This is a genomic window from Mycobacterium sp. D16R24, assembly GCF_002013385.1.
Taxonomy (GTDB): domain Bacteria; phylum Actinomycetota; class Actinomycetes; order Mycobacteriales; family Mycobacteriaceae; genus Mycobacterium.
Genome location: NZ_MAEV01000024.1, coordinates 61,554 through 85,565 on the forward strand (window position 1 = coordinate 61,554; position 24,012 = coordinate 85,565).

19 protein-coding genes and 3 pseudogenes are annotated in these 24,012 nt (G+C 63.6%); 9 read left to right on the forward strand and 13 right to left on the reverse strand.

The window, feature by feature from the left end; all coding sequences use genetic code 11:
- Positions 1–14: 14 nt before the first annotated feature.
- The gene (locus B4383_RS20440) at positions 15–308 is read right to left on the reverse strand and encodes a WhiB family transcriptional regulator (protein WP_286143915.1); all 294 of its coding nucleotides are present in this window, start codon (positions 306–308) and stop codon (positions 15–17) included.
- 593 nt (positions 309–901) lie between these two features.
- Between B4383_RS20440 and B4383_RS20445 the strand changes: the two genes are divergently transcribed.
- Positions 902–2,293, forward strand: coding sequence for an MFS transporter (locus B4383_RS20445; RefSeq protein ID WP_078293073.1), 1,392 nt, complete (start codon positions 902–904; stop codon positions 2,291–2,293).
- Between the two features lie 21 nt (positions 2,294–2,314).
- Here B4383_RS20445 and B4383_RS20450 read toward each other — a convergent pair.
- From B4383_RS20450 to B4383_RS20470, 5 genes and pseudogenes are all read right to left on the reverse strand, one after another.
- A pseudogene (locus B4383_RS20450) lies at positions 2,315–2,691 on the reverse strand (hypothetical protein).
- A 173-nt stretch (positions 2,692–2,864) separates the two neighbouring features.
- Positions 2,865–4,688 (reverse strand): phosphoenolpyruvate carboxykinase (GTP), encoded by a 1,824-nt coding sequence (locus B4383_RS20455; protein WP_078293072.1) that lies wholly within the window; start codon positions 4,686–4,688, stop codon positions 2,865–2,867.
- Positions 4,689–4,895: 207 nt separating this feature from the next.
- Positions 4,896–5,252 (reverse strand): DUF6802 family protein, encoded by a 357-nt coding sequence (locus B4383_RS20460; protein ID WP_078293019.1) that lies wholly within the window; start codon positions 5,250–5,252, stop codon positions 4,896–4,898.
- Positions 5,249–6,694: a hypothetical protein gene (locus B4383_RS20465; protein WP_078293071.1), complete on the reverse strand. Its 1,446-nt coding sequence runs from the start codon at positions 6,692–6,694 to the stop codon at positions 5,249–5,251. The genes B4383_RS20460 and B4383_RS20465 overlap by 4 nt, the downstream gene beginning before the upstream one ends.
- Positions 6,691–7,776, reverse strand: a complete 1,086-nt coding sequence (locus B4383_RS20470) for a hypothetical protein (protein WP_078293018.1) — start codon at positions 7,774–7,776, stop codon at positions 6,691–6,693. The genes B4383_RS20465 and B4383_RS20470 overlap by 4 nt, the downstream gene beginning before the upstream one ends.
- A gap of 241 nt (positions 7,777–8,017) precedes the next feature.
- Here B4383_RS20470 and trmB point away from each other — a divergent pair.
- The 7 genes and pseudogenes from trmB to B4383_RS20505 form a co-directional block, all read left to right on the forward strand.
- Positions 8,018–8,722, forward strand: a pseudogene (gene trmB, locus B4383_RS20475) (tRNA (guanosine(46)-N7)-methyltransferase TrmB); the annotation flags it as partial.
- Between the two features lie 14 nt (positions 8,723–8,736).
- Entirely contained in the window at positions 8,737–9,402 is a 666-nt protein-coding gene (locus B4383_RS20480) for an NYN domain-containing protein (RefSeq protein ID WP_286143919.1), read from the forward strand.
- Positions 9,403–9,439: 37 nt separating this feature from the next.
- Positions 9,440–12,451, forward strand: a complete 3,012-nt coding sequence (locus tag B4383_RS20485) for an MMPL family transporter (RefSeq protein WP_078293015.1) — start codon at positions 9,440–9,442, stop codon at positions 12,449–12,451.
- Between the two features lie 150 nt (positions 12,452–12,601).
- The gene (locus tag B4383_RS20490; RefSeq protein ID WP_078293014.1) at positions 12,602–12,904 is read left to right on the forward strand and encodes a WXG100 family type VII secretion target; all 303 of its coding nucleotides are present in this window, start codon (positions 12,602–12,604) and stop codon (positions 12,902–12,904) included.
- On the forward strand, positions 12,901–13,191 hold the full coding sequence (locus B4383_RS20495) for a WXG100 family type VII secretion target (protein WP_078293013.1): 291 nt from the start codon (positions 12,901–12,903) through the stop codon (positions 13,189–13,191). The genes B4383_RS20490 and B4383_RS20495 overlap by 4 nt, the downstream gene beginning before the upstream one ends.
- Positions 13,191–14,495 (forward strand): colicin D domain-containing protein, encoded by a 1,305-nt coding sequence (locus B4383_RS20500; RefSeq protein WP_078293012.1) that lies wholly within the window; start codon positions 13,191–13,193, stop codon positions 14,493–14,495. The genes B4383_RS20495 and B4383_RS20500 overlap by 1 nt, the downstream gene beginning before the upstream one ends.
- 1 nt (position 14,496) lies before the next feature.
- Positions 14,497–15,129 (forward strand): hypothetical protein, encoded by a 633-nt coding sequence (locus tag B4383_RS20505; protein ID WP_078293011.1) that lies wholly within the window; start codon positions 14,497–14,499, stop codon positions 15,127–15,129.
- Positions 15,130–15,135: 6 nt separating this feature from the next.
- On the opposite strand, the gene B4383_RS20510 is transcribed toward B4383_RS20505, so the two are convergent.
- The 7 genes and pseudogenes from B4383_RS20510 to B4383_RS20540 form a co-directional block, all read right to left on the reverse strand.
- On the reverse strand, positions 15,136–16,947 hold the full coding sequence (locus tag B4383_RS20510; RefSeq protein WP_078293010.1) for a DUF2339 domain-containing protein: 1,812 nt from the start codon (positions 16,945–16,947) through the stop codon (positions 15,136–15,138).
- An 86-nt stretch (positions 16,948–17,033) separates the two neighbouring features.
- Positions 17,034–17,675, reverse strand: coding sequence for a TetR/AcrR family transcriptional regulator (locus B4383_RS20515; protein ID WP_078293009.1), 642 nt, complete (start codon positions 17,673–17,675; stop codon positions 17,034–17,036).
- A 131-nt stretch (positions 17,676–17,806) separates the two neighbouring features.
- A pseudogene (locus tag B4383_RS20520) lies at positions 17,807–18,245 on the reverse strand (ABC transporter permease); the annotation flags it as partial.
- A 140-nt stretch (positions 18,246–18,385) separates the two neighbouring features.
- The gene (locus B4383_RS20525) at positions 18,386–19,018 is read right to left on the reverse strand and encodes a response regulator transcription factor (RefSeq protein ID WP_078293070.1); all 633 of its coding nucleotides are present in this window, start codon (positions 19,016–19,018) and stop codon (positions 18,386–18,388) included.
- A gap of 41 nt (positions 19,019–19,059) precedes the next feature.
- Positions 19,060–20,235 (reverse strand): ATP-binding protein, encoded by a 1,176-nt coding sequence (locus B4383_RS20530; protein ID WP_078293008.1) that lies wholly within the window; start codon positions 20,233–20,235, stop codon positions 19,060–19,062.
- Between the two features lie 9 nt (positions 20,236–20,244).
- Positions 20,245–21,444 (reverse strand): AI-2E family transporter, encoded by a 1,200-nt coding sequence (locus tag B4383_RS20535; RefSeq protein ID WP_078293007.1) that lies wholly within the window; start codon positions 21,442–21,444, stop codon positions 20,245–20,247.
- Positions 21,445–21,465: 21 nt separating this feature from the next.
- Positions 21,466–22,344 (reverse strand): alpha/beta hydrolase, encoded by an 879-nt coding sequence (locus B4383_RS20540; RefSeq protein WP_078293006.1) that lies wholly within the window; start codon positions 22,342–22,344, stop codon positions 21,466–21,468.
- Between the two features lie 142 nt (positions 22,345–22,486).
- On the opposite strand from B4383_RS20540, the gene B4383_RS20545 reads away from it, so the two are divergent.
- Entirely contained in the window at positions 22,487–24,010 is a 1,524-nt protein-coding gene (locus tag B4383_RS20545; RefSeq protein ID WP_078293005.1) for an adenylate/guanylate cyclase domain-containing protein, read from the forward strand.
- The last annotated feature ends 2 nt before the right edge of the window (positions 24,011–24,012 follow it).

A 24,012-nucleotide genomic window follows, 5' to 3' on the forward strand; every position in this document is an offset into this window, starting at 1 on the left:
TGCCAAAGTTCTCGTCAGGCACCCGCGGCCAATGCATCCTCGATGCCCAGCAGAACACGGCGCTCCGCGCGCTCCACCGGTGTCAGGGCGCCCCATACGCCATGGCGCTCACCCGCGCTCACCGCGTAGGCGCCGCATTGCCGCAAGACCGGGCACGATTGACAGATCCTTTTTGCCCGCGTCTCGCGGACGAGTCGTGAGCGCCCCCGATCACCATCCGGCACAAAGAACATCTCGGTCGGCAGACCGCGGCAGCGAGCGCGGTTCCACCACTCGTCTACATCGCCAACCGCGTACGTACCTGCCACTGTGATCTCGCATCCCACGACTGACACAGACTCTCTACCCATCATGATGTCGCCCTCCGCGTCGGATTCCATCGGCCCCCAAGGAACCGATGCGGAAAGTATCCAGGCGACAGTTAACAAACTCCCCGCCCATGGTTAACGATTGATAATCCCAATTACATTGCCCACCAACACTATAAAACAGTGTGGCTACCATCAATTCTGTACTGCGGAAATCCACTATCGAGTAATGGCGGCTAGCCTCCATGTCCACGTGCGACACCGCCGCGAGCTATCCACCCGCCCTTAGCGGCGGGCAATGAGCCTTCCGGGTAGTGGTTTACCGCTAACGCCAACTGCAGCCAGCGTGATGTGGCGATGGGGATCAACCCCGACGACAAGAACGTCGCGCTCGGAGAACCTTGTACGAGGACAACCCACCGTAGAGCTCTGGCTGCGCCGGTGAATTCCCCGGCACCACACCATCATCGCGCGACCCCGTGCGCAGGACAGATAGGCCATACGACGTGTATCCACGCCCAAAGACCGCGTCATCACCATCTCGCGCCGGGTGGGACCGCTGGTTGGTGCTCTCGGTGGCCTGCCTTATCGAGATGCTGCTGGTGATCAACAGCAGCATTGTCGCCGCCGCACTCCCCGCCACCCAGGCGGCTCTCCGATTCAGCAATAGCGATCGCCAATGGCTCATCACGGCCTATGTTCTGGCCCTGGGCAGCCTGCTACTGCTGGGCGGTCGAGTCGCCGACATGGTGGGTTTACGTCGGGCATTGATCATCGGATTGATCGGGTTCGCTACCGCATCCTTTATCGGAGGCTCCGCCACCAACTTTGGCGAACTGGTGACATCGCGGGTCGCTCAGGGAGTATTCGGAGCCCTACTCGCACCGGCCGCAATGTCCCTGGTGGTCAATAGCTTCCGGGAATCCGCCGAAGAGCGGCACGCATTCGGGATCTTCGGTGCGGTTATCGGTGCGGCTAGCACCGCCGGACTGCTGGTGGGCGGGATCCTGACGCAGTTACTTGCCTGGCGATGGGTCATGTATGTCAGCGTCCTCATGACGATGGTCGCCTTGATCGGCACCCTGGCATTTGTACCGAGATATTATGCCGGACAACGTCGTCACCTCGATCTGTTCGGCTCTCTGACGATCACTCTCGGGCTTTTCGCTATCGTGTTCGGCTTCTCCCGTGCAGAGATACGGGGGTGGACCTCGGCCATCACGATCGCCTCCTTCCTCGTCGGGCTGGCATTGATCGGCGTATTCACGTTGCACCAGCATCGAAGTCCCAATCCGCTCCTGCCGTTGCGGGTCATATACGACCGTACTCGTGGCGCGGCATTCCTGGCCATGTTCTTTGCCAGTGCAGGACTATTCGGAGTGGTGCTGTCGCTTCTCTACTACCTGCAGCGATGTCTACACCTCGCGCCATTGTGGGCGGGAGTGGCATTTTTGCCGTTCTCTGCGATGGTGGTCCTGGCTTCGACCCTCGGCAACAGCTTCATGTTGCCTCGCCTCAACGGTCGCACCGTACTCATTCTCGGCGGCGTGACCGCAGCGCTCGGCCTGCTGATCCTCAGCCATATCGACTCGGACGCAAACTATTACACGGTGATCCTGCCCGGACTCATCATCGGAGGCCTCGGCAAGGGCCTCATATTCGGTGCGTCCACCCATGGTGCCGCCACCGGCATACATCCGGACGAATCTGGGATTGCTTCTGCCACAGTCAATGTGATGCACCATGTGGGAGGTTCCATGGGCGCCGCGCTCCTGAGTAGTGTAGTAGCCTCTACCGCCGCCTTCTTCGTCGGACATCATGCATCAAGCGATCAAGCAGCGGCGGCCGGCTACTCGGCGGCATTTTGGGTTTCGGCCGCGAGCTGTTTGGCCGCCGCCGGGATCGTGTTGATCATCAGTCCCGCACGGCGCGACACTCCAATAGTGCAGGAACTTAACGAAAACTATTCGGTACCAATGGACTAGAAGACTGCGAACACCACGCCACTAGGAGTCGGTGTCCCCTCGGACCACCCCGGAATTCTCACATTCGGCACCGGTCTCGCCGGGCATCTGGACCCATTAGGATTTGCCGCCTTCGTCCTGGCTTCCTTGGCGCTGCAAGTTGCCGGGGTACCAGATGCCGGTGCGGCACACGACCCCGCGGCTAGGCATTGCGCTCCAGCGCCTCCCGGGTGATCCACCCAGCCTCCCGCACCGTCCCGGGCTGTTGCGCCGCGGAGGGTGCATTGCCACCGCCAAGCAACCGTCCGACGTGGTCACCAGGGTGTCGGCACCGGAGACACCGGGGACGCATACGCAGCGGCCGGGGACAACAGCGCCAATGCCCCACCTACGGCTCCGATAATGACCGCTCGGCGGATAGCTGGTATTTGCAACACCTTTAACTACCTCGCACCACAGGGAGGGCTCCGCTCAGAGCCGAGCGCTTAGCGCTATCCACATGGTGCGACTTTTACAAGGCCGAGGCATCGTTGCGAACTTTCGGGCGGGCAAGGCGGTAAACCGCCATGCCCGCCCGAATGGAAAAGTCTGACTAAGAGTTGAGGCGCTGCTTGAGGGCGTCGAACTCGTCCTTGACGCCCGTGGGCAGCTTGTCGCCGATGAACTCGAACCACTCCTCGATGAGCGGCAGTTCGGCCTGCCACTCCTCGTTGTTGACGGCGAGCGCCTCGGCCACATCGGCCTCCTCGACGTCCAGTCCGGACAGGTCCAGATCCTCGACGCCCGGGACGGTGCCGATCACGGTTGTGCGACCGCTACCCTGACCCTCCACCCGCTCGATGATCCACTTGAGCACCCGGCTGTTCTCGCCGAATCCTGGCCATAGGAACCGGCCGTCGCCGCCGCGACGGAACCAGTTGACAAAGAACACCTTGGGCAGCTTGGACTCGTCGGCCTGCTTGCCGACGTTGATCCAGTGGTTCAGGTAGTCGCCCACGTGGTAACCCATGAACGGCAGCATCGCCATCGGGTCGCGACGCACGGTGCCCACCTTGCCCTCGGCGGCCGCGGTCTGCTCCGAACCCAGCGTGCCGCCAATGAACACACCGTGCTGCCAGTCACGGGCCTCGGTCACCAGCGGCACAGTCGTCTTGCGACGGCCACCGAACAGGATCGCCGAGATCGGGACACCCTGCGGGTCATCCCATTCGGGGGCGAGGGTTGGGCACTGCGACATCGGGGTGCAGTAGCGCGAATTCGGGTGCGCCGCTTTGGTCTCGGTCTCCCGCAGGATCCAGTCCTGACCCTTCCAGTCGATCAGGTGCTCCGGCTCGCCCTCCAGGCCTTCCCACCACACATCGTTGTCATCGGTACGCGCGACGTTCGTGAAGACGGTGTTGCCGGCCTCGATGGTCTTCATGGCGTTGGGGTTTGAGCTCCAGTTGGTGCCCGGTGCCACACCGAAGAAGCCGAACTCCGGGTTGACGGCGTACAGGCGACCGTCCTTGCCGAAGCGCATCCAGGCGATGTCATCACCCAAAGTCTCTGCACGCCATCCGGGAATGGTCGGCTGGATCATCGCGAGGTTCGTCTTACCGCAGGCCGACGGGAACGCCGCAGCCACGTAGTAGGCCTTGTTCTCCGGCGAGATGAGCTTGAGGATCAGCATGTGCTCAGCGAGCCAGCCCTCGTCGTGGGCCATCGCCGAAGCGATGCGCAGCGAGTAGCACTTCTTGCCCAGCAACGCGTTGCCACCGTAACCCGAACCGTAGGACCAGATTTCACGAGATTCGGGGAAGTGGGTGATGTACTTGGTCTCATTGCACGGCCACGGCACATCTTCCTGGCCGGGCTCCAGGGGCGCACCGATCGAATGCAGCGCCTTGACGAAGAATCCGTCATCGCCCAACTTCTCCAGGGCGGCGGCACCCATGCGGGTCATCACGCGCATCGAGGCAACGACGTACTCGGAGTCCGTCAGCTCCACACCCAGCTTGGGGTCGTCAGCACCGAGCGGGCCCATGCAGAACGGCACCACCCACATGGTGCGTCCGCGCATGCTGCCACGGAAGAGCTCGGTCATGGTGGTGCGCATCTCGGCGGGGTCCACCCAGTTGTTGGTGGGACCGGCGTCCTCTTCGCGCTCCGAGCAGATGTACGTCCGCGATTCCACCCGCGCGACGTCCGACGGGTCCGACAGCGCCAGGAACGAGTTGGGATGCTTCTCAGAGTTGAGCCGCTGGAAAGTGCCTGCGTCCACCAGCTGCTGAGAAACTCGCTCAAATTCCTCGTCGGAACCATCAGCAAACATGACACGATCAGGTTGCGTCAGCTCAGCGACCTCGCGAACCCAGGCGAGCAATCCCGCATGCTTCGTCGGAGCGTTGTCAAGACCGGGAATGGTCGCTGCTGTCATCGAGAGCATCTCCTCGTTGATGCCGGGTGGGGTACGCAGTTGCGGCACCGGCGCTGGTCGGAAGCTAGATACAAACCTAGATATATGAGGTTAGCGCTGGCCCTATTCAGCGTGAAACGGGGCCACTGACAGTCCGTCAGAGGACCGGTAGCAGCGGCCCCGGTTTCCACTCTTCGCATCGGGCCAACACCGCCCGGATAGCGAAAATCACTTACCGCCGACGCGGCCGTGCTCGATCAGCTCCCAGTGCGCGCCCGCACCCCGGGCCCACGTCTCGTAGGTGCCATCGGCCCCGAACGTAGTCACCTTGTCGGCGACACCGTCCTCGTCGATATCGGAGACTATGGAAAGCCCGGTCGACCCGTCCGACGGATGCAGCGCAACGGTGTCGCCAATGCCGTCATGGTCGGTGTCGATGAGATCCGTGCCCAAGTCCACCAGCCCGCCGTCGGTGGGCAGGTACATGTGGTGATCGACATGCAGGTCGGGGCTCAGGGCATGCCCGGGTTCGGGCACTCCTTCTCCCAACCCTCCAGGAAGCCCCTGGTCGAAACCATCGATCATGGGAACTTATTGTCGTTGCTTCGGCCGATCGCGTCCAGCCGTTCGGTGACTATCGTTAGCGCCTTATGCACCAAGGGCAGGTCGCGATTGCGCAGCGCCGTTGCCCGTGCGGTGTTCATGGCGGCTTCACGCAGCTCGGAGTCAATTTGCCCCACCCGGGCGGCCAGCTTGTCGTTCTCGCGTTCGTCGATCTCGACCAGATCCGCATTGAGCCTGGTCTCCACCTCCAGCACCCGCGCGGCAACCCACTGCTCCAAATACGCGCGCAGCTCTCCCATGGTGTCTCCCAACCACCGGTCCAGCACCGTCCGGTCGTGCAAGAGCCCCCGCACCGCCACCAGCCACACCGCGATGCAGGCCCCGGCCACCAGCCCCACGGCCAAACCCACCGGCGCCATGCCCGGGCGCGCGTAAGCCACCAACCGCGACACCGTCAACGCCGCACCCAGACCGAAGAACACTCCGAACAGCGCCATCATCCGGGTCTCCAGACGACGCGATCGCACCGAAGGATCGGCCACCTCGGGCGGCACCGGGCGATTCACACTGGGGCGCGGTGCCACCCAGCGTTGCGTCACCTCGGCGGATACCTCGGCAAGGTGCTCTTCGGTGCCCTGCTCGACTTCCGCCACCACTTCACCCACTCGGCGCCGTACCCGCTCACCGAAGCCAGCCACATCGCGGCGCTTCAGTTCCGCGATGTCCTCGCGGAGTTCACCACCCACCGAGCCGACCCGCTTGCGCGCGAAGTACAGCAGCGTCATGCGGGCCTGCGCGATGCGGTTGCGCAACGCCAAGGTCCGCTCGGACTTGCCCGAACGCGTGCGTCGCAGTACTGCCTGCCGCTGATTGCGCAGTTCGTCGGCGCGTGCGCCCTCCCCCGCCTCCGGCGACACGTTCAACATTCCCTGCAGACGAGTTACCCAGGCACGCAGCCTGTTTCGTTCATCCAGGGCAGGTTCCCCGCGAACCTTGCGCACAGCGTGCACCAGTTCTTCGAGCCCGGGTGCGGCACCGCGTATCGAGACCCCCAGCCAGGTGACACCACTGAACCGGGAATCGTGCTGCGCCAGGATCTCCCGATTGCGGTTCATCACCTCACGCCAGGACTGATGCACGTCGATCTTGGAGACGACTGCGACAAGGGCGTCTGTGTTGGCCGCGGCCAACTGGATCAGGCCACAGTCCGACGGGGTCAACGGTGCGGTCCCGCTGCATACGAAAACCACTGCCGACGGCGCCTGCCCGTGGCGCAGGTCCCCCGGCTCGACGATGCGCACCCCCGAGGCGCGTGACGCCAGCTCGGCGGCCAGGGTGCTCGCGCCGGCCAGCCAACTGCCGGTCACCATCACGGCGTCTTGCAGGTCCACACCGAGTGGACCGAGCGCGGGGTCTACCGCTAGCACCAGCTCGTCGACCCGTTTATCTGTGGAGGTCGTCACGCCCGGCCCCCGGCCAGCCGCCATAAGCGCAGCGATCCGCGCGCGATGTCCGTGCCCATCGCGGCGTAGGTGGCATTCACCGGGCCGGCGGCGAACCGCTGCCAGCGCTCGGCGCGGTAGCGGTGATCTTCTGGATGATCGCTTAGCTCCACGGCGATACCCGCTGCCGTGGCCGCGTCCACCGCACACTGCATCGCAGCCACCACCACGTCGTCACTGGTCAGGAAGGCATCGATTTGTATCGGCAGGACACCCGTCACACCAATCCTGCGGAGCTCGGCGAGCACAGTCCGCATCCGGCGATACCAACCCTGGGCGATGGCGGCGCGAATGGCGTTCACCACCGCGTCGACACCAGACAGGTCGCACAGCAGCGAGGCCAGTCCCGGAGCCGCCAAGGTGGGAACCTGCCGAAGCGCCCCGATCGCGCACCCCATCGGGTACAGGTCCAGCTCATGCAGTAACCGCTGCCGCATCCGCACCGGCACCTCGTGCGTACACGTCACGAACGCATCGACGGAGCTGGTGTCCGCGGGGCTCTCGACCATCAGCTTGAGCGCATCTACCATGCCCTGATCGATATCGGCCAATGGGACGTGCGCGGATAACGGCAATGTCGGCACCCGCGTCTCGATGCGGTACTGGGCGCAACGCTCCACGGCTGCGCTCCAGGGACCGCGGGCGGCGCCGGGATCGGTCAGATCTGCCTTGTTGAGAATCAGCACCTTGGGTGCGTTGGAGGCCTCCAACACCGCACGGTCCTCGGGCTTGAGCGCCTCTGCGAACACCACCACCTGGACATCCATGGCGTCCGCGTCCGCGGAGTCCGCAGGATCCACGCCGGGGACGGGCACCTCGATGAGGGCATGTCCCGGTCCGTCCTCGGCAGGCAGGGTGCGCCCCAACGCGCCGATCACGCTGGTGACGCCCACACCGGCGCGGCCCCGGACGGTGACCCGAAGCGGGTCCCCCGCCCGCACCGCCAGATCGTGAATGCGCTGGCCGCCGTGCACCTGGCGAACCTCAGGACGCGTCGCAAACCGGTCGAGCGCTCCCCGGAAGACCTCAAACCCCCGCGTCATCCCTTTTCCAGACCCAATCTCATCGCTCGTACGGAAATGCTCACATTGTCACCTGATCCGGTGGAGGGCTCCACCCTGGTAGGCAACTGTTGAGTATCAATATGCGCTGGGATTATGGGATCTGCCGCCTATAGGTGACCATGGGAAGATGCGTTGTGACGGCCAGGAGCGGGGCTGTGTGGTAGCTGGATCAGCCACCGACGAGCTCCCGGGGACCGTCAGTGCCGATTCCGCCGCCCATACGGACGGCCCGAACCACCACCCACGCCGGGTGTCCAGCTTCCGTTCGCGCGGGTCGTCGCTGTCCGACGGCCAGCAGAAGGCCTGGGACAAGTCGTGGCTGACCTACGGCCGTGTCGCCCGGGAGACCGACGGCACCTGCCCGCCACTGGATCCCGCCGCATGGTTCGGTCGCACCGCTCCCTTGATTCTCGAAATAGGTTGTGGTACAGGGACATCCACAGCTGCCATGGCCCTGGAAGAACCTCAGTTCGACGTACTGGCCGTTGAGGTCTACCGCAAGGGTCTGGCTCAGTTGCTCTCGGCGATCGATCGCGAAGGTATCGAGAACATCCGGCTGATCCGCGGGGACGCACTGGATGTGCTGGAGTACCTGCTGCCGTCAGGAACGCTGACCGCGGCACGGGTGTTCTTCCCGGACCCCTGGCCAAAGACCCGCCACCACAAGCGCCGACTGCTGCAACCGGGCACCGTGGCGCTGCTCTCGGACCGGCTCCGCCCGGGCGGCACCCTGCATGTGGCCACCGACCATGCGAATTACGCCGAACATATCGCCGAGGTCGGGGACAATGAATCCACGCTGCGGCGCCTTGAACTCGATGATCCCCGCATTCCGGTCTCCGTGAGCCGGCCCACCACTAAGTTCGAGGGGAAAGCGCACACGGTCGGCAGTGCGATCAACGACTTCGTCTGGGAGCGATTGTGAGCCTCGCCGAGGACCTGGAGCGCCCAGATACAGCAGATGAAACGGTTCATCGACGCCGGGTGCTGCGGGTACTGCTGGTGTGGGACGCACCAAACCTCGATATGGGCCTGGGGGCCATCATTGGCGGCCGCCCGTCCGCTGAGAACCGGCCGCGTTTCGACGCCCTGGGCCGTTGGCTCCTCGAACGCACTGCCGCGTACTCGGCGGATCATCCGCATTGCCTCGTCGAACCCGAGGCCACAGTGTTTACCAATATCGCGCCGGGGAACGCCGAAGTGGTGCGGCCATGGGTCGAGGCGTTACGCAACGTTGGGTTTGCGGTATTTGCCAAACCCAAGATCGACGAAGACAGTGACGTCGACGCCGACATGCTTGCTCATATCGAGCTGCGGTCCGATGAAGGCCTGGCCGGGGTGCTTGTGGCCTCGGCGGATGGTCAGGCTTTCCGCGAACCGATGGAGAAAATCGCCGGTGACGGGGTGCCCGTCAGTGTGCTGGGATTTCGCGAACATGCGAGTTGGGCGCTAACCTCGGATACTCTGGAGTTCGTCGATCTCGAGGACATACCCGGAGTTTTCCCCCGAGCCTTGCCGCGGGTGGGTCTCGATTCGCTCCCCGACGAAGGCGCCTGGTTGCAGCCATTCCGACCCTTGTCGGCATTGCTTACGTCCAGGACATGAAAACTCAGCGCGTGAGAGACGCTAGTTAGGAGATTCTGTGTTCGCCTGGTGGGGCCGAATGGTGTACCGGTATCGGTTCATCGTCGTTGCCGCGTTCGTCACGATCTGCCTGGGTTCCGGGCTGTTCGGGATAACGCTCGGCGACCACGTGACGCAGAGCGGTTTCTTCGCCGACAACAGCGAGTCCGTGAAGGCCTCCGTGATGGCCGATGACGCGCTGGGACGTGACCGAACCACCCACGTCGTCGCCGTCATCGCGGCCCCCGAGGGCAAGACCGTCGATGATCCTGACTTCCAGAAGAAGGTCACCGACCACTTCAACCAGCTTCAGAAGGACAACCCGGACGAGGTCTACGGCTGGGCCGGCTGGTTACGCGCCCCCACCAGCACAGACCCCACCGTCAAACGGATGGTGACCGACGACCGTAAGCACACCTTCGTCTCGGTCAGCCTCAACGGCGACGATGACGACACCATCCTCAACAACTACAAGGCCCTGTCGAATCCGGACAAGGACGACGACCCCGCGAAGAACAAGTTCCTGCTCAACGGTGTCGATATCCAGCTGGCCGGGCTGCAGCCGGTCGCGAGTGAGCTGACCGGAACCATCGGTAAGGACCAGCAGCGCATGGAGGTCCTGTCGCTGCCTGTCATGGCCGTCGTGTTGTTCTTCGTCTTCGGTGGTGTGATCGCCGCCGGCCTGCCCCTGATGGTGGGCGGCCTGACCATCGCCGGCGCACTCGGAATCATGCGTTTGATCACGCTGTTCGCTCCGGTGCACTTCTTCGCTCAGCCGGTGGTCACACTCATCGGCCTGGGCATCGCCATCGACTACTCGCTATTCATCGTCAGCCGTTTCCGCGAGGAGATCGCCGAGGGCTACGACACCGAAACCGCGGTCCGTCGCACCGTCATCACCTCGGGCCGCACCGTCATGTTCTCGGCCACCCTGATCGCGGCCGCCCTGATGCCGATGCTGATCGTGCCGCAGCAGTTCCTGAGGTCGCTGACGTACGCGGGTATCGCCTCGGTGCTGCTCGCCGCGATTCTGGCGGTCACCGTGCTGCCCGCGTGTCTGGGTGTTCTCGGGCGGCATGTCGATGCCCTGAGCATCAAGCGGTTCAGCCGCACCAAGTCGCGCGAGGAGCTGGAGAACGGCTTCTGGGGACGCACCGTTGTCTTCGTGATGCAGCGGCCGTTGGTGTTCGCCGTACCGATCGTCATCGTGATGCTGCTGCTGATCATCCCGCTGGGCAATCTGAAACTCGGCGGGTTCAGTGAAAAGTACCTGCCGCCAACGAATTCCGTTCGCATGGCACAAGAGGACTTCGACACACTCTTCCCTGGCTTCCGTACCGAGACCATCACTATCGTCACCAAGGGCGCCACCGACTCGCAGCTCAATCAGATCCGGGCCGATGCGATGAAGGTTCCGGGGTTTGTCGAGCCCGGCGGGGACAAGACTCAGATGTGGCAGCGCCGTCAGTCGGTCAAGACCGATGGCGACGCCAGCGTCAAGGTCATCCAGAACGCCTTGATCAATCGCGACACCGCCGGGGCCAAGGTCAAAGAGCTTCGAGCGATGTCCGTCCCCAAGGGCGTCACGATGTATGTCGGCGGTACTCCCGCACTCGAGCAGGACTCGATCGACACCGTGTTCGACAAGCTTCCGCTGGTGATCGTGATTCTGATCAGCGTCACCACGATCCTGATGTTCCTGGCGTTCGGCTCATTGGTGCTGCCCATCAAGGCGGCCGTCATGAGCGCCCTTGGTCTGGGTTCCACCATGGGCATCCTGACCTGGATATTCGTTGACGGCCACTTCTCCACGTGGCTGAACTTCACCCCGACCCCGCTCACCGCGCCGGTCATCGTGCTGATCATCGTCGTCATCTACGGCCTGTCCAGTGACTACGAAGTATTCTTGATGTCCCGCATGATCGAGGCGCGGCACCAGGGGCTGTCGACCACCGAGGCCGTACGCGTGGGTACCGCCAACACCGGGCGCATCATCACCGCGGCCGCGCTGATTCTGATCGTGGTGGCCGGCGGCTTCGCCTTCTCCGATCTGGTGATGATGAAATACCTGGCCTTCGGTCTCATCGCCGCGCTGATCCTTGACGCCACCGTGGTCCGCATGCTGCTCATCCCGGCGGTCATGAAGCTGCTCGGTGACGACTGCTGGTGGGCACCGGCGTGGATGAAGCGTGTCCAGGTCAAACTCGGCCTCGGTGAAGTCACCCTCCCCGACGAGCGCAAGCGCCCGACCGGCCGCGAACAGGCCATCGCGGCGGCGACCTCTCCGGTCGGGTCCAACGCACGCACCACCAAGCTGGCGATCGCCTCCGAGCGCACCCGGTTGCCCTCGACACCCACAGCGCGCCAACATGATCCGTCGGCTCCAGCCCGGCCCACGCCGACTCCTCCCGCTCCCCCGACCACACCGGTCAGCCTGGCGGGCAATGCCGGAGGCGACGCACCCGCGACGACGCGGATGTCGGTGCCCGGCAAAAACGTTGCTCCCACCGATGCGCCCACCACGCGCGTACCCGGTGGAAACCCCACTGGCCCCGACGCTCCGACCACCCGCAGCAGCGTCGCCGGAACGCACCGCCCGGACCGCCGCAATGCCGACAGAGAGATCGAGTCGTGGCTCGGCGAGTTGCGCGGTCCCAAGCAGCCCGGCTCCGGACCGGCCGCCGAGTCGGGGGATGCGACCACCGCGATACCCGTCTCTAAGCCTCCTCAGTCCACGCCGCAACCGCCGCAGCCGAACCGTGCCAACAGCACTCCGGCTGAGGACGCGACGACGGCGATGCCGATCGCCACCCCGGGTGCCACGCGGCAGGGTCCACCCCGGGCTCCGCGTCCTCCCCAGCCCACTCCCCCCGCGGCTGATGCGACGGAGGCATTACCGGCTTCCGGACAGAGTCGTGATCAGAAGCGCACGCCACAGCAACAGCAGGAAGCGGACGAGGCCACTCGCCGTAGCCGCGGCGGCAGCGTCAGCGCCCAGGATCTGCTGCGTCGCGAGGGTCGCCGCATCTAACGCGGCGGCTGACCTGACCATCTCTCGCTGAGATGAGATTCGCGTATGGCGTTGCGCGGCCGGTGTGCTCATCGATATCAGCTCGGCCACCGGTGGCGATCTTGATGGCCCCCAGTTAGGGTTTCGCCATACCCACGGGGAGGGATAACAATGCTGATTGATAGCGACGACCTGCACATCACCGCAACAGTCGTACGCGCGATGGCCGACGCATCCCAGAAGGGTTGGCAGACACTCGACAGCGCTGCATCCGTCCTGAATGAGGGGTGGCTTGGTAATCGCGCCGAGGAATTCGATGACCAGTACGAGGCATTGGTATCTCAAGCAGAAAAGATCCTGAAGCATCTGGACGAGATACCGAAGAAGATCATGAACAACGTCGATGCGTACCTCGCACAGGAACAAGTCAGTACTGCGCGCTTGTCCGCTGCGGACGGGCAGATCACCACATGATCGACAGACTCGTGTTCGACAGTGAGCACATAGACAACACTTCGCGTGCGCTGACGGAGTATGGCGACCACGTCGCCGAGGCTGTCCATAAGGTCACGGCCGAGGTCGACAGATCCGAACAATCCTTCCAAGGTTTAGCTGGTGATCAGTTCCGCGAAAACACGAGGGAATGGTTGAAGGCAGCTGCGGAACTGAAAGATGTACTTGGCGAGATGTCGAAGTGGCTGGCGGGAGTTGGGCAAGCGTATGACGATGCTCGCGCGGTCAATAGATCGATGTTTGACTGATGACGACCGAGATCGTCTACCGGAACTATTTCAGCATCGCGCGGGACCTGGACGACGCATCCAAGTTTCTGTCGCAGGGCGCTAGCGCACTCACACTCGCTCTCGAAGGCACTGACTCGATGGCTGGTAGTGATGTCGCCGGGAAACAATGGGGCACGGAGTATGACGAGGCCGCCAAAAGCATCATCGAGGGCATCAACAGCACCACAGCAGCCCTCGTCAGCTTCTCCGCCAGACTGAAACAGACGGCCTACAACTGGGGCGAGGCCGATGGACTAACGGGAACGCTTCCCGGCGAAGAGCGCGCCAGTGAAGGATCACCAACCACGGTCCAAGCGGAAGCTCCACCGTCATCGATCGGCGATTCAGGAGCGGGCCTCCAAGGGGTGATCGACCTTGTTGGTGAAATCGGCGTCCCAATTCCCAACGGCGACACGGGAAAGCTCGAAACCGCGCAGTCCGCGTGGAAGAGCTTCGCCAACGATGACCTGCGTGGGGCGATCGACGTATTGGCAGCCGGGCGAGACACAATCGTCGAAGACAAGAGTCCCGAGATTGATCTCATCGAGGCCGAATACGCCGAAATCCAGAACTCGGTCATCGAGATCGGCAAGGCGGTAGACGCCGTCGGCCCGAGTTGCGGAGACTTCAAGGAAACACTCAACAAGCTGCGTCAAGACATCAAAGACGCCGTCGAGCAGATGCTCATTGAACAGGCCGCGTCTATGGCGGTAGGGATCGCGCTCTCATTCGTCACCGCTGGTATCGCGAGTGCGGCCGGTGCTGGCGTTGCCGCCTGGCGCATCACAAAGACCGCACAGAAAATCAAGAAGTTCGTTGAGGCAATCGCAACCGCCGCCAAGATCTCGAAGACAGGCCGACGGGTTGCCGAAGGGGTTACCAAGCTCAAAGGCAAGATGGATGAGCTGGCTTCGAAACTTCCCAAGGCCCTACGCCCAGGAAAGACAAAGACGCCAGAACCTCCGAAACTCCAAATCACCTACAAGAAAAACAATCTGGACAAGAAATATGATTCACATGCGAAAGACATGTTCGGCATCGAAGGAAACAGAAACAAAGAGAACATAGGAAAATTCCAAAAGGCCATAGAAGGGTTTCTTGACGATCCCGCGAACAAGCGGATCAGCGTTCCCGATTATCACGGGCAAGGACCGGCGGTGGTTACCTATAATCCAGTTACGAGAAAGATGGTAATGCAGAGGCCCAATGGCGAATTCTGGTCGTGCTGGGAGATGACCACTCAGCAGTACCAAGGACTGCTGAGCGGTGGAAGGTTCTGGTGACATGACCCACGAAGCGCACCAATCGGAGGCGCCCGCATACCTTTCTGCACTGGGAAGATTGGTCGGGCAGTATCTCGGTGGAACAATAACGGCACGAATTTACGCCCGAGATTTCATGTCGCTGAGATCCCGATTCATTACCGATCCAGGTGTCGACGACCCGACGGTACGAGAAATGTTCGTAGACCTCGAAGACTACGTCCCCGCCTATCAGCCTCCTGATCCCTCCGAACCGCATCAGATCTCCGAAGCGGAAATGCACCGTCGTCTGCTCGAAGAGCGAGTTCCTGCACTGGAAGAGCGCTACGGCAAGCTCATCCGCATCCAGTCACCTGACCCCGAATACCTCACCAAGCAGGCCGATCTGGCGCGCCGAATCAACGATCTGCTATTCGTATATGCGCAAGGTGGATCTTCTGGAGAGGATTTCATCGCAGGCGTCTACGCCGTTCAGGACCTTGGCGACCAATGGCAGGTCTTCCATGACCTCTTCGATACGGCATATGCGGACGCATCGGAGTTGGAGATGGGCTCCCCAGATATTGGCAGCGACGCATACGGACGTGATGCGCGACTGCTGGCAGCGGAGCGGGCGCGAACCTTGGAAAGCACCTTTGGATTAACGGCCGACTGAACACGGCTAATTCTCGCCACGCATTGCATATTCACGGGCATACAGCGTGCCGCCGCCGAGAAGCAGTAGACCAGTGACGATGAACGCGCCGATCCGGGCGATGCCGTCAAGGGTGGCCAGGTCGAACAGGAAGAGTTTCGCGACGGCCATCGCCGCGAGCACGAATCCTGTTCTGGTGACCCAGCTCTGTTCGCGGTAACGCCGCAGACCGGCGAGCAGCAGCGTCACAGAGATCGCCATCCAGGACACCGTCGCCAGACCATGCCCCAACAGGAATCCGTCGGTATCGCCGAGCAGCGCGGTACCGGAGAGCACAATCGCCGCCGTCCCCGCGTACAGCATCGACACCCCGGCCAGCACACCACGCACGGGAGCGGATTGCGGGCTCGCCCAGCCAACCCGGTGCATGGCCGCCATCACCATGCCGACCGTGGCGGCGCTCAGCACGCTCGCGACGATCAGCAGTGGACCGGCCGCATGTACGGCGCTGGCCGAGTCGGTCAGCAGTTTCGGGGGCACATACGCGATGTACGCCACGCCGCCCAGCGCACCGAACACCTGCCCAAGCACCAGCGAAATACGCTCCCTCAGTTGATATCCAATGGCAGAGAAGGACAGCCCAAGCGCCAGCAACACCACTACGAGCAGGGCGTCCCTGCTGCCCTCGACCGAGGCCTGCAGCAGCGCCAGCCCAGCCACCGCAGCCATGGTGACGCGCGCGTGTGCCGGAAGACCGCCCACCAGCAGCAGCACCAACCCCATCACTGCGGCGATCCCGACAGGTACCAGCACACCCAGCGGCCACACGGAGAAGAAGAGGGCGCTGTAGAGACCCGGCATGCAGGCCATGGCAATCATCACCGACGAGGTGACGTCGCCGGCACCGTGCTCGTCGGTCAGCAGCCATAGCGACCCCACCAGGGTGATCAGCAGCGTCAGCACCGCCATGACGAGCAAGGCGTGCGGCTGTCCCCCGCCCGCCGTGGCACGAATCGCCGCCAGCAATGTGAGGCTGACGCCAACGGTCCGGAATGCGTGCAGCACAGGCCAATTCCGTCCGATCTGAGCGGACAGGCTCGCAATCAACAGCACCAGGGCGAAGGCCGCCAGTTCCGCAGTAAACCCATCGGTGAGGAACGGAGCCAGCAGCGTGATCGCAGCGACCACGCCCGCCGCGAACGGCTCGGAATTCCACCGCCGCGCAAGCACCAGGCCGGCGCCGGCGATGGCTAGCCCGAGGACCAGTCCCGCCACCACCGGAATCTTGTCGTAGATCACCGTGAGCGCCAGCACGTCGAAGAAAGCGGCCGCGAATCCTGTTGCTGCGGTGGCAATACCACCGACTCGTCCACCGGGCCTCGATTGCACCCGGACACCCAGGCCAACCAGACCTGCGGCGAGGACGGCACCGGACGCCATGCGCGGAATCGGACCGAAGTACCCACTCTTGGCGGCCAGCACCAGGAGCATGACCACGCCGGCGAGAGTCACCACCGCACCCGCGAAGGCCATCGCCTTGCTGGCGAATCCTTCACGCGACCAGAACGGCTCGTGTGGCGGGGGCGCGGTCGGCGCCGAAACTTGAACGCGCGGTATAGGAGCTGCCACGGGAACGTGCGTCGCGGGTGCCGGGGCAGCCAGCGGCACACCTTGAGCACGCCGGTATTCATCCCAATACCGTTGCGCTTTAAGGTATTCAGCCTGTGTCCATTCGACCATCCGGCCCCGCAGCGCATCGATCTCGCCGCGCAGCTCACGCTCTCGCCCGTCGAGTTCGTCCAGCGTCGCGGTCATCTGCTGCAACTGTGGATCTGTCATGCCTCTCAGCGTGGCGTCTTCCGGATCCGAGGTGAACGCGTAAACCTACCGCCGCACATAGGGGTTTCTCACGGCGCTAGGTAGGCCTACTCACCACCACCAGCACCGTCTGGCGCTTCCGCCGCGACATGTCCCAGATGTGCGCGGGATGCAAAGGACTCCTGCTCGCCCCACGGCAGTTGCGGCCTCATGACGAGTAGCGAGGCGACCCCATGCGTGGTCGCCCACAGCTGCAACGCCGGTTCTAGGGTGTTGCCCGGCGGGAACAGCTCCTCGTCGACAAGTTCTTGAACGACGCCCCGCAGATGCAGGAAGGCCGAGCTGTTGAGTATCTCGTCAGACTCGCCACCACGCCGTGGCGGTCTCGCGGTCGCGAATCGGTACATCAACGGGTTCTGTGCGGCGAAGCGCACATAGGCCAGACCGAGTGTGTGTAGGCGTTCGAGCGCCGTGGAGATGTTGGACGTCACGCGCTGCAGTGCCTCACCGAGCTGCTCGAAGTACCTTGAGCACAACGCGTCCGCCAACTCATCGGTGCCCGAAAAGTGCCGATAGAAGGACGGTGCCGTGATACCCAGCGCGCGTGTCAATTCACGAGCCGACGGAGCCCGTGCCTCGCCGGACCTACCGATGAGATCCATCGCGGTATCGATGATCTGCTGCCGCAGTAGCCAACCCTGCCCCCGGGGCAGACGCTTTCTCGGTGTGGTTGCGTTTTCGTCATCCATGTGTCGCTCCAACCGCATGTACGGATCAGCGCGGGGGCTCGTGGGTAGCGTCGGTCCGCCTCGGGGTCGGCGATCGTGAGCAGCTGCCTGTCGGATGGACCCCGGCCGTCTACTTCGAAGGAGTTCGGCATCTAGCCACCCAGCCTCGCGCCGCCGTCCACACTCCACAGCGCCATGGTGAGCAGCATGTTGACGACGATCACGATCGTGATAGCCGCACGCATCGCATGCCCGGCGGCGGATGCCTACACCCTCAGGGCCGCCGCTTGCATAGAAGCCGTAGTAGCACTGGATAGTCGAGGCGAACCAGACGAAGACGACCGTCTTGATAACCGAGTACACAACGTCGATACCGCTGACGCCGATACCGAAGTAGTGCAGGTACGAGCCCACCGAGCTCCCACTGAGAATCTGCACCATCACCTGACAGGACAGGTAGCTGACGGCCAGGCACGCGACATACAGCGGGATCACCGCGATGATCGATGCCCTGAGGCGCGTGGTCACCAGGAACGGAATCGGCCTAATGGCAACCGAATCCATTGCGTCGATCTCCTCCGCGATTCGCATCAGGAGCGACTCCGGTTTCCGATGCACTCACGGCCGACACTGGCGCGGCGCCGCCCCTAGTCCGGCGGGACCAGACGCACGAATCGTCGCACCACGTGCGTCATCGGTGCTTCCAGTGAGGGACAGCGAGCTGAAAGGCCCTATTCGTCCAATCCGTGTTCGATGGCGTACCGCGTCAGTTCCACCCGGTTGCCCAGCTGGAGTTTGCGCAGCGTGGACTGCACATGATTCTCGACAGTGCGGTGGCTCAGCGACAGCCGTGTGGCAATCTGCTTGGCGCTCAACCCCTTTGCCACCAGCCGCAGTACCTCGGTTTCGCGTTCGGACAGCCGCGGCGTGTCGTCGGTCTCCGTCGCCGGAGCACTCGACATACGCCGAAACTCTCCGAGCACGAGACCAGCCAAACCAGGCGTGAACACGGCCTGCCCCTTGGCCGTTGCCTTCACCGCGTCGATGAGCTCGGCGGCAGACGCACTCTTGACCAGGTAACCCGTGGCCCCAGCCTTCACCGCTTCCAGTACATCCTCGCGTTCGGCGGAGGCCGACAACACCAAGATGTGGCTACCCGGGGACACCGCCAGCACCGCGGCGGTGGCCTGTGCACCATCGCCGTCGGTCAGCTGCATATCCATCAGCACCACATCGGGTTTCACCGTCGCGGCGATCCGGCCGGACGAGGCGGCCCCGTCGGCAGTAGCCACCACCCGCAGCCCCGCCGCCTGTAGGTCACGGGAAACCCCATCGCGCCACATGGGATGGTCATCGACCACCATCACCGAAATCTGTTCGTCGTCAGTGCTTTCCGGACGTTCAGTCATACCCCCACCTCCTGAGACTTGGGCACCGTGATCTCCCATTCAGTGCCTGCGCCCGGCGCTGTCTCCAGCAGGACTGCCCCGCCGAGATCAGCCACCCGGCCCAGAATCGACCGGGACACCCCCATCCGCCCCTCACGCTCTGCCTGATCCAGTCTGCCGTCCGCGATGCCGCTGCCGTCATCGCGGACCGTCACGACCACCGAGTCCTCCAGATCCTCGATGAGCACGTACGCGTGCGCCTCCTGCCCGGCGTGCAGTGCCACGTTGGACAGTGCGCTGCGCACCACGGCAGCCAGCTCGCTGGCCATGTGCTGACCGATGAACACCGGCGAGCCCGGCGCGGACACCGAGACCGCGGTACTGGCCTGAGTGCGCAGGAGCGGGCGCAGATCAACCAATTCGTCATCGGCGAGCATCGTCGGGGTCGCACCCGAAATCAACTCCCGGAGCGCCACTTCCTGTTCACCGGCGATGGCGGCCAGCTCTGCGGTCGGACCACCGATCTCAGCGCCTCGCCGCTTCACGTACGACAACACCTGAAGCACCCCGTCGTGCACTTGACGCGCGAGCCGTTCACGTTCGATCGCAGCCGCGGCCGCACGTTCAGCCCGCCGCAGTTCATGGAACGTGCGCTTCGCGGTGGTCGATGCGGCGCCAACCGCGAGCCCCACCACCACCAACGCCGGCATCGTGGCGTCGAGCCATAGTGCGCTTACGGGTAGCCCGCGCGCCGCGATACTGATCGCGGCGAGGACGAAACCGGACATGACGCCGGCGAGCTGTCCGCGCAACAGGCCCATGGAAACCACGGCGTTGGCCACCCACAGTGTGGTCGGCAGGGTCTGATGCCCGCTGTACCACTGCACATCAACGACCAGCCGACCGGCGAGCATCAGCGCGATCACGATCACCTGATCGCAGAGCACCACCTGCCAGCGCCGGAACCAGTTGCGCGACAGAGCGACCGCTGCAAACCCGGTCCACATCGCCATGCCGGCATACAGTGCCCAGCTCAGCGCTTGTCGCTCGTAGTTGGTGTAGGACGCCAGCTGTGAGGCCAGCAGCGCGTATCCAAAACTCGCCAAGCGGAACACCTGCGCGGCACGCCACAGCGATGCCGTCGGATCGTTACCGCTTACCCAGCGTGGGACGGTTCCGTTTCCGGATGCCATGTGAATTCGTCAGTCCTTGGGTGGGGCCGGGCCCAATTCCGGCACTCCGTTGCCCGGACCGGCACCGACCGCCGGGGGGCCATTGGACGGCACCATCTCCGGGTCGAAGATCTCGGCTTCCTGTTCTCCCTCAACCAGATACGGATCGTCGGAATCCTCGGGCTCGATGAGGGCACGGATGGCGGTATTGAGCACCGCGACCGTCGGCACCGCCAACAGCGCGCCGATGATCCCACCCAGCACGCCGCCGGCGGCGATGGACAGCACCACCGCCAGCGCGTGGATCTGCACCGCATGGCCCATGATGAGCGGTTGCAGCACATGGCCTTCCACCTGCATCACCACGATGACGATGACCAGGATCATGGCGGCGGTGAAGGCGCCCTTGGTGATCAGGGCGATGAAAACCGCCACAAAACCGGAGATCGCCGCACCAATGATCGGGATAAACGCTCCCAGGAACACCAGCGAGGCCAGGGGAAGCGCCAGCGGCACACTGAAAGCCGCGAGGCCCACCCCGATACCAATGGCGTCGACCAGTGCCACCGCCACGGTGGCGCGCACGTAGCCGATCAGCGAACCGAAGCCCAGGACACCGGCGCGACGCACACGTGGCCGCACCGCCGTCGGGAAGATCCGGGTGACGAACTCCCAGATCTCCTTTCCGCCGTACAGGAAGAAGATGATGGTGAACAACGTCAGCACGGCGCCGGTGATGATCTCGGTGACCGTGGTGGCCGTGGCCAGCGCCCCGCTGGTGACCCTGCCCTGGTTGTCCTTGATGGTATTGACCAGCGCGTCGCCCGCCTTGCCGATCTGCTCCTCGCTGACGTGGAACCGGCTGTGAATCGCCCAATTTTTGAGCGACTCAATGCTGTTAGTCAGCTGCGCCGACAGGTCTGGCAGACCCTTGATGAACTGGTCCACCACGAAGGTCAGGATCCCGCCGACCGCGGCGGTACCGGTCAGCAGAACCACGACGACCGCCAATGAGCGCGGAACCTTATGCCGCTGCAGGTAATTGACTGTCGGAACCAGCAGGGCAGAGCCCATCAGGGCGAGCAACAGGGGGATGGTGATCGTCTTGAGGTGCCAGAACAACCACAGAAAGGTAAGCCCGAAGGCAAGCAGCACCAGCAGGCGCCAAGCCCACGCCGCCCCCTTGCGCACATACGGATGAACCGATTCGGCAGCGTCAGCGTGCGTCATGCGGCGAGCCTAACCCAGCAACTATCCCTTCGGCGCAGGCTCGGCCAGCACCTCGGTCAGCCACTTCACGACAAGCTCTGGCTGCTCGTCGACGATGAAGTGACCGCAATTGGGCACCTCCGTGATGTTCAAGTCGTCGGCGTGGTCGGTGAAGCCATCGAGCAGCGACGGATGCACCGCCACATCGTCTAGCCCGAACAGCACCCGCACCGGCATGGCGAGTTTCTGATCGTCATAGGGGCCACGCGCGAGTTTGGCGAATTCCTTGCCGACCATGGATCGGTAGATCTTGGATCCCGCCACCCGGCGGTCGCGATCACGGAAACAGCCGCGGAAGAAGTCCACCGAGTCCTTGGGCATTCCACTGCGGCGGATGAACCACCACAGGGTCGGCGACAGGTGCGAAAGGGGCCCGACAAGCGGAGCTCCCACCACGAGCTGATAGGCCAGCTTGTGGGCGTGCCGGGCGACGCGGCCCGGCTCCTGCCATACCGGCGGGATGTTGAGGATGGCCAGTCGCCGGATCCGCGAGGGCGCCTTCAGGGCCACCAACTGCGCGGTCCAGCCACCCCAGTCGTGTCCGACCAGGTCGAAGGATTCGAGCCCCAGGGCGTCGGCCGCGGCCAGTACGTCGGAGGCGAACTGCTCCTTCTCATAGCCGGTCGCAGCGACCTCACTCCAGCCCGCCCCGCGCAGATCCATGGCATGCACCCGGTATCCGGCGCCAGCCAGGGCGGGAATGACCTTGTGCCACATCCACCAGTTCTCGGGCCAGCCGTGCAAGAGCACCACGGGACGTCCATCCTGCGGTCCGGCAACAGCGACGTGAATCTTCACGTCCCCTGCCTGTACGTACTGGTGGTCCACTCCTTCGAGGACCGGCATGCTGCGCTGGGTCATGGACCGAACCCTACCGCGCAGTAGGTTTCGTGGCACGACCGCAGCCTCCACATACGCATCCGTAATACCTGCATGAACTGGCATGCTTCGTCATAGCGGACAAAGAAGCGTACAAGTGAAGTAGACCGATCGGAATACCTAGGTGATGGAACGGCTGCGCGAATGGTTTCGGGCCATGCATGTGCTGGGCCCCCGGTGGACCGTGTTCGTGGCCTCGATGGTCGGCATCAACTCCGCGACCCTGCTGCTGCTGTTCTACTTCCTGCGCCACTGGATGCCCTTCAAACAGCCACCCCATGACTGGGTCTTCGAGAACGGCCCGCCCTTGTTCTGGGCGCTGTTCGGCCTCATGGTCGTGACGAGCGTCGGCTGGGCCCTACACATGGAGCATCGCCTCGCCCGCTGGTACTGCCGGGGCGGCCCACCGACGGCCCTGGAGCTGCGCACCGCATTAACCGCGCCCCTGCAGCAGTCGCTGGTCCATCTCGGCGGGTGGGCCATCGGCGCGACCGTCTTCATCGCCATCGGCGCCGCCCACGACTCCAAATGGACCCTGGCCACCATCATCGGCTGTCTGCAATCCGCGACGGGCAGCTTCGGCCTGACCTATCTGCTCGGCGAACGGATCCTGCGACCGATCGCAGCAAAGGCTTTGAGCGCCAGTGAGTTTCATGGCCGGTTTGCGCCCTCGGTGTTCGTGCGAGTCCGGCTCAGCTGGTGGATCGGCACCCTGGCACCAGCGATCGGGATCATCGCTCTATGCGGCATGGCCCTCTGGAAGCCAGATGATTTGACCTCGACTCGCGGCCTTGCGCTCACCGTCCTTCTCATTGTCTCGACCACCCTGGTCGCCAGCTATGGCCTCGCGCTGCTCACCGCCGGACAGCTGGCCGACCCGGTACGCCAGCTGCGCTCTGCCATTACCGATGTCGCGCAGGGTAACTTCGATGCGCGCGTCGATGTCTACGACGGTAGCGAGCTGGGTGTTCTACAGGCCGGGTTCAACCGGATGATGCAGGTGGGCGAGGAACGCCGCCAGCTGCGCGAGCTGTTCGGTAAACACGTGGGCACCGACGTAGCCAGCCAGGCACTGCAGCTAGGCACCAACCTGGGCGGCGAAAATCGTTATGTCGCAGTGTTCTTCGTCGACATGATTGGGTCAACCTCGATGGCCGCCGATCGCGCCCCCGAGGAAGTGCTGACGATTCTCAACGACTTCTTCCGCATCGTGGTGGAGGTCGTCGACAGCCGCGGAGGCTTCGTCAACAAATTCGTCGGAGACGAGGCGCTGTCTGTCTTCGGGGCTCCGCTGCATCGCCCGGATGCCACCACGGCATGCCTGGCCGCCGCACGCGAGTTACGTCACCGGCTCACGGAGGATTTCCCGCATCCGTTCGAATTCGCGATCGGGGTATCGGCCGGGCTTGCCGTCGCCGGGAACGTCGGTGCACCCGAACGCTACGAGTATTCGGTGATCGGCGACCCGGTGAATGAGGCTTCTCGGCTTACCGAACTGGCCAAACACCGTCCCAGTCGGCTCCTCGCGTCCACCAACGCGCTGTATTTCGCCGATCCCGATGAACAAAAACACTGGGATCACGGCGACTCTGTGCTGCTCCGGGGCCGCACCAGGGCGACACACCTAGCGTGGCCTGCGGGAACCTGAAA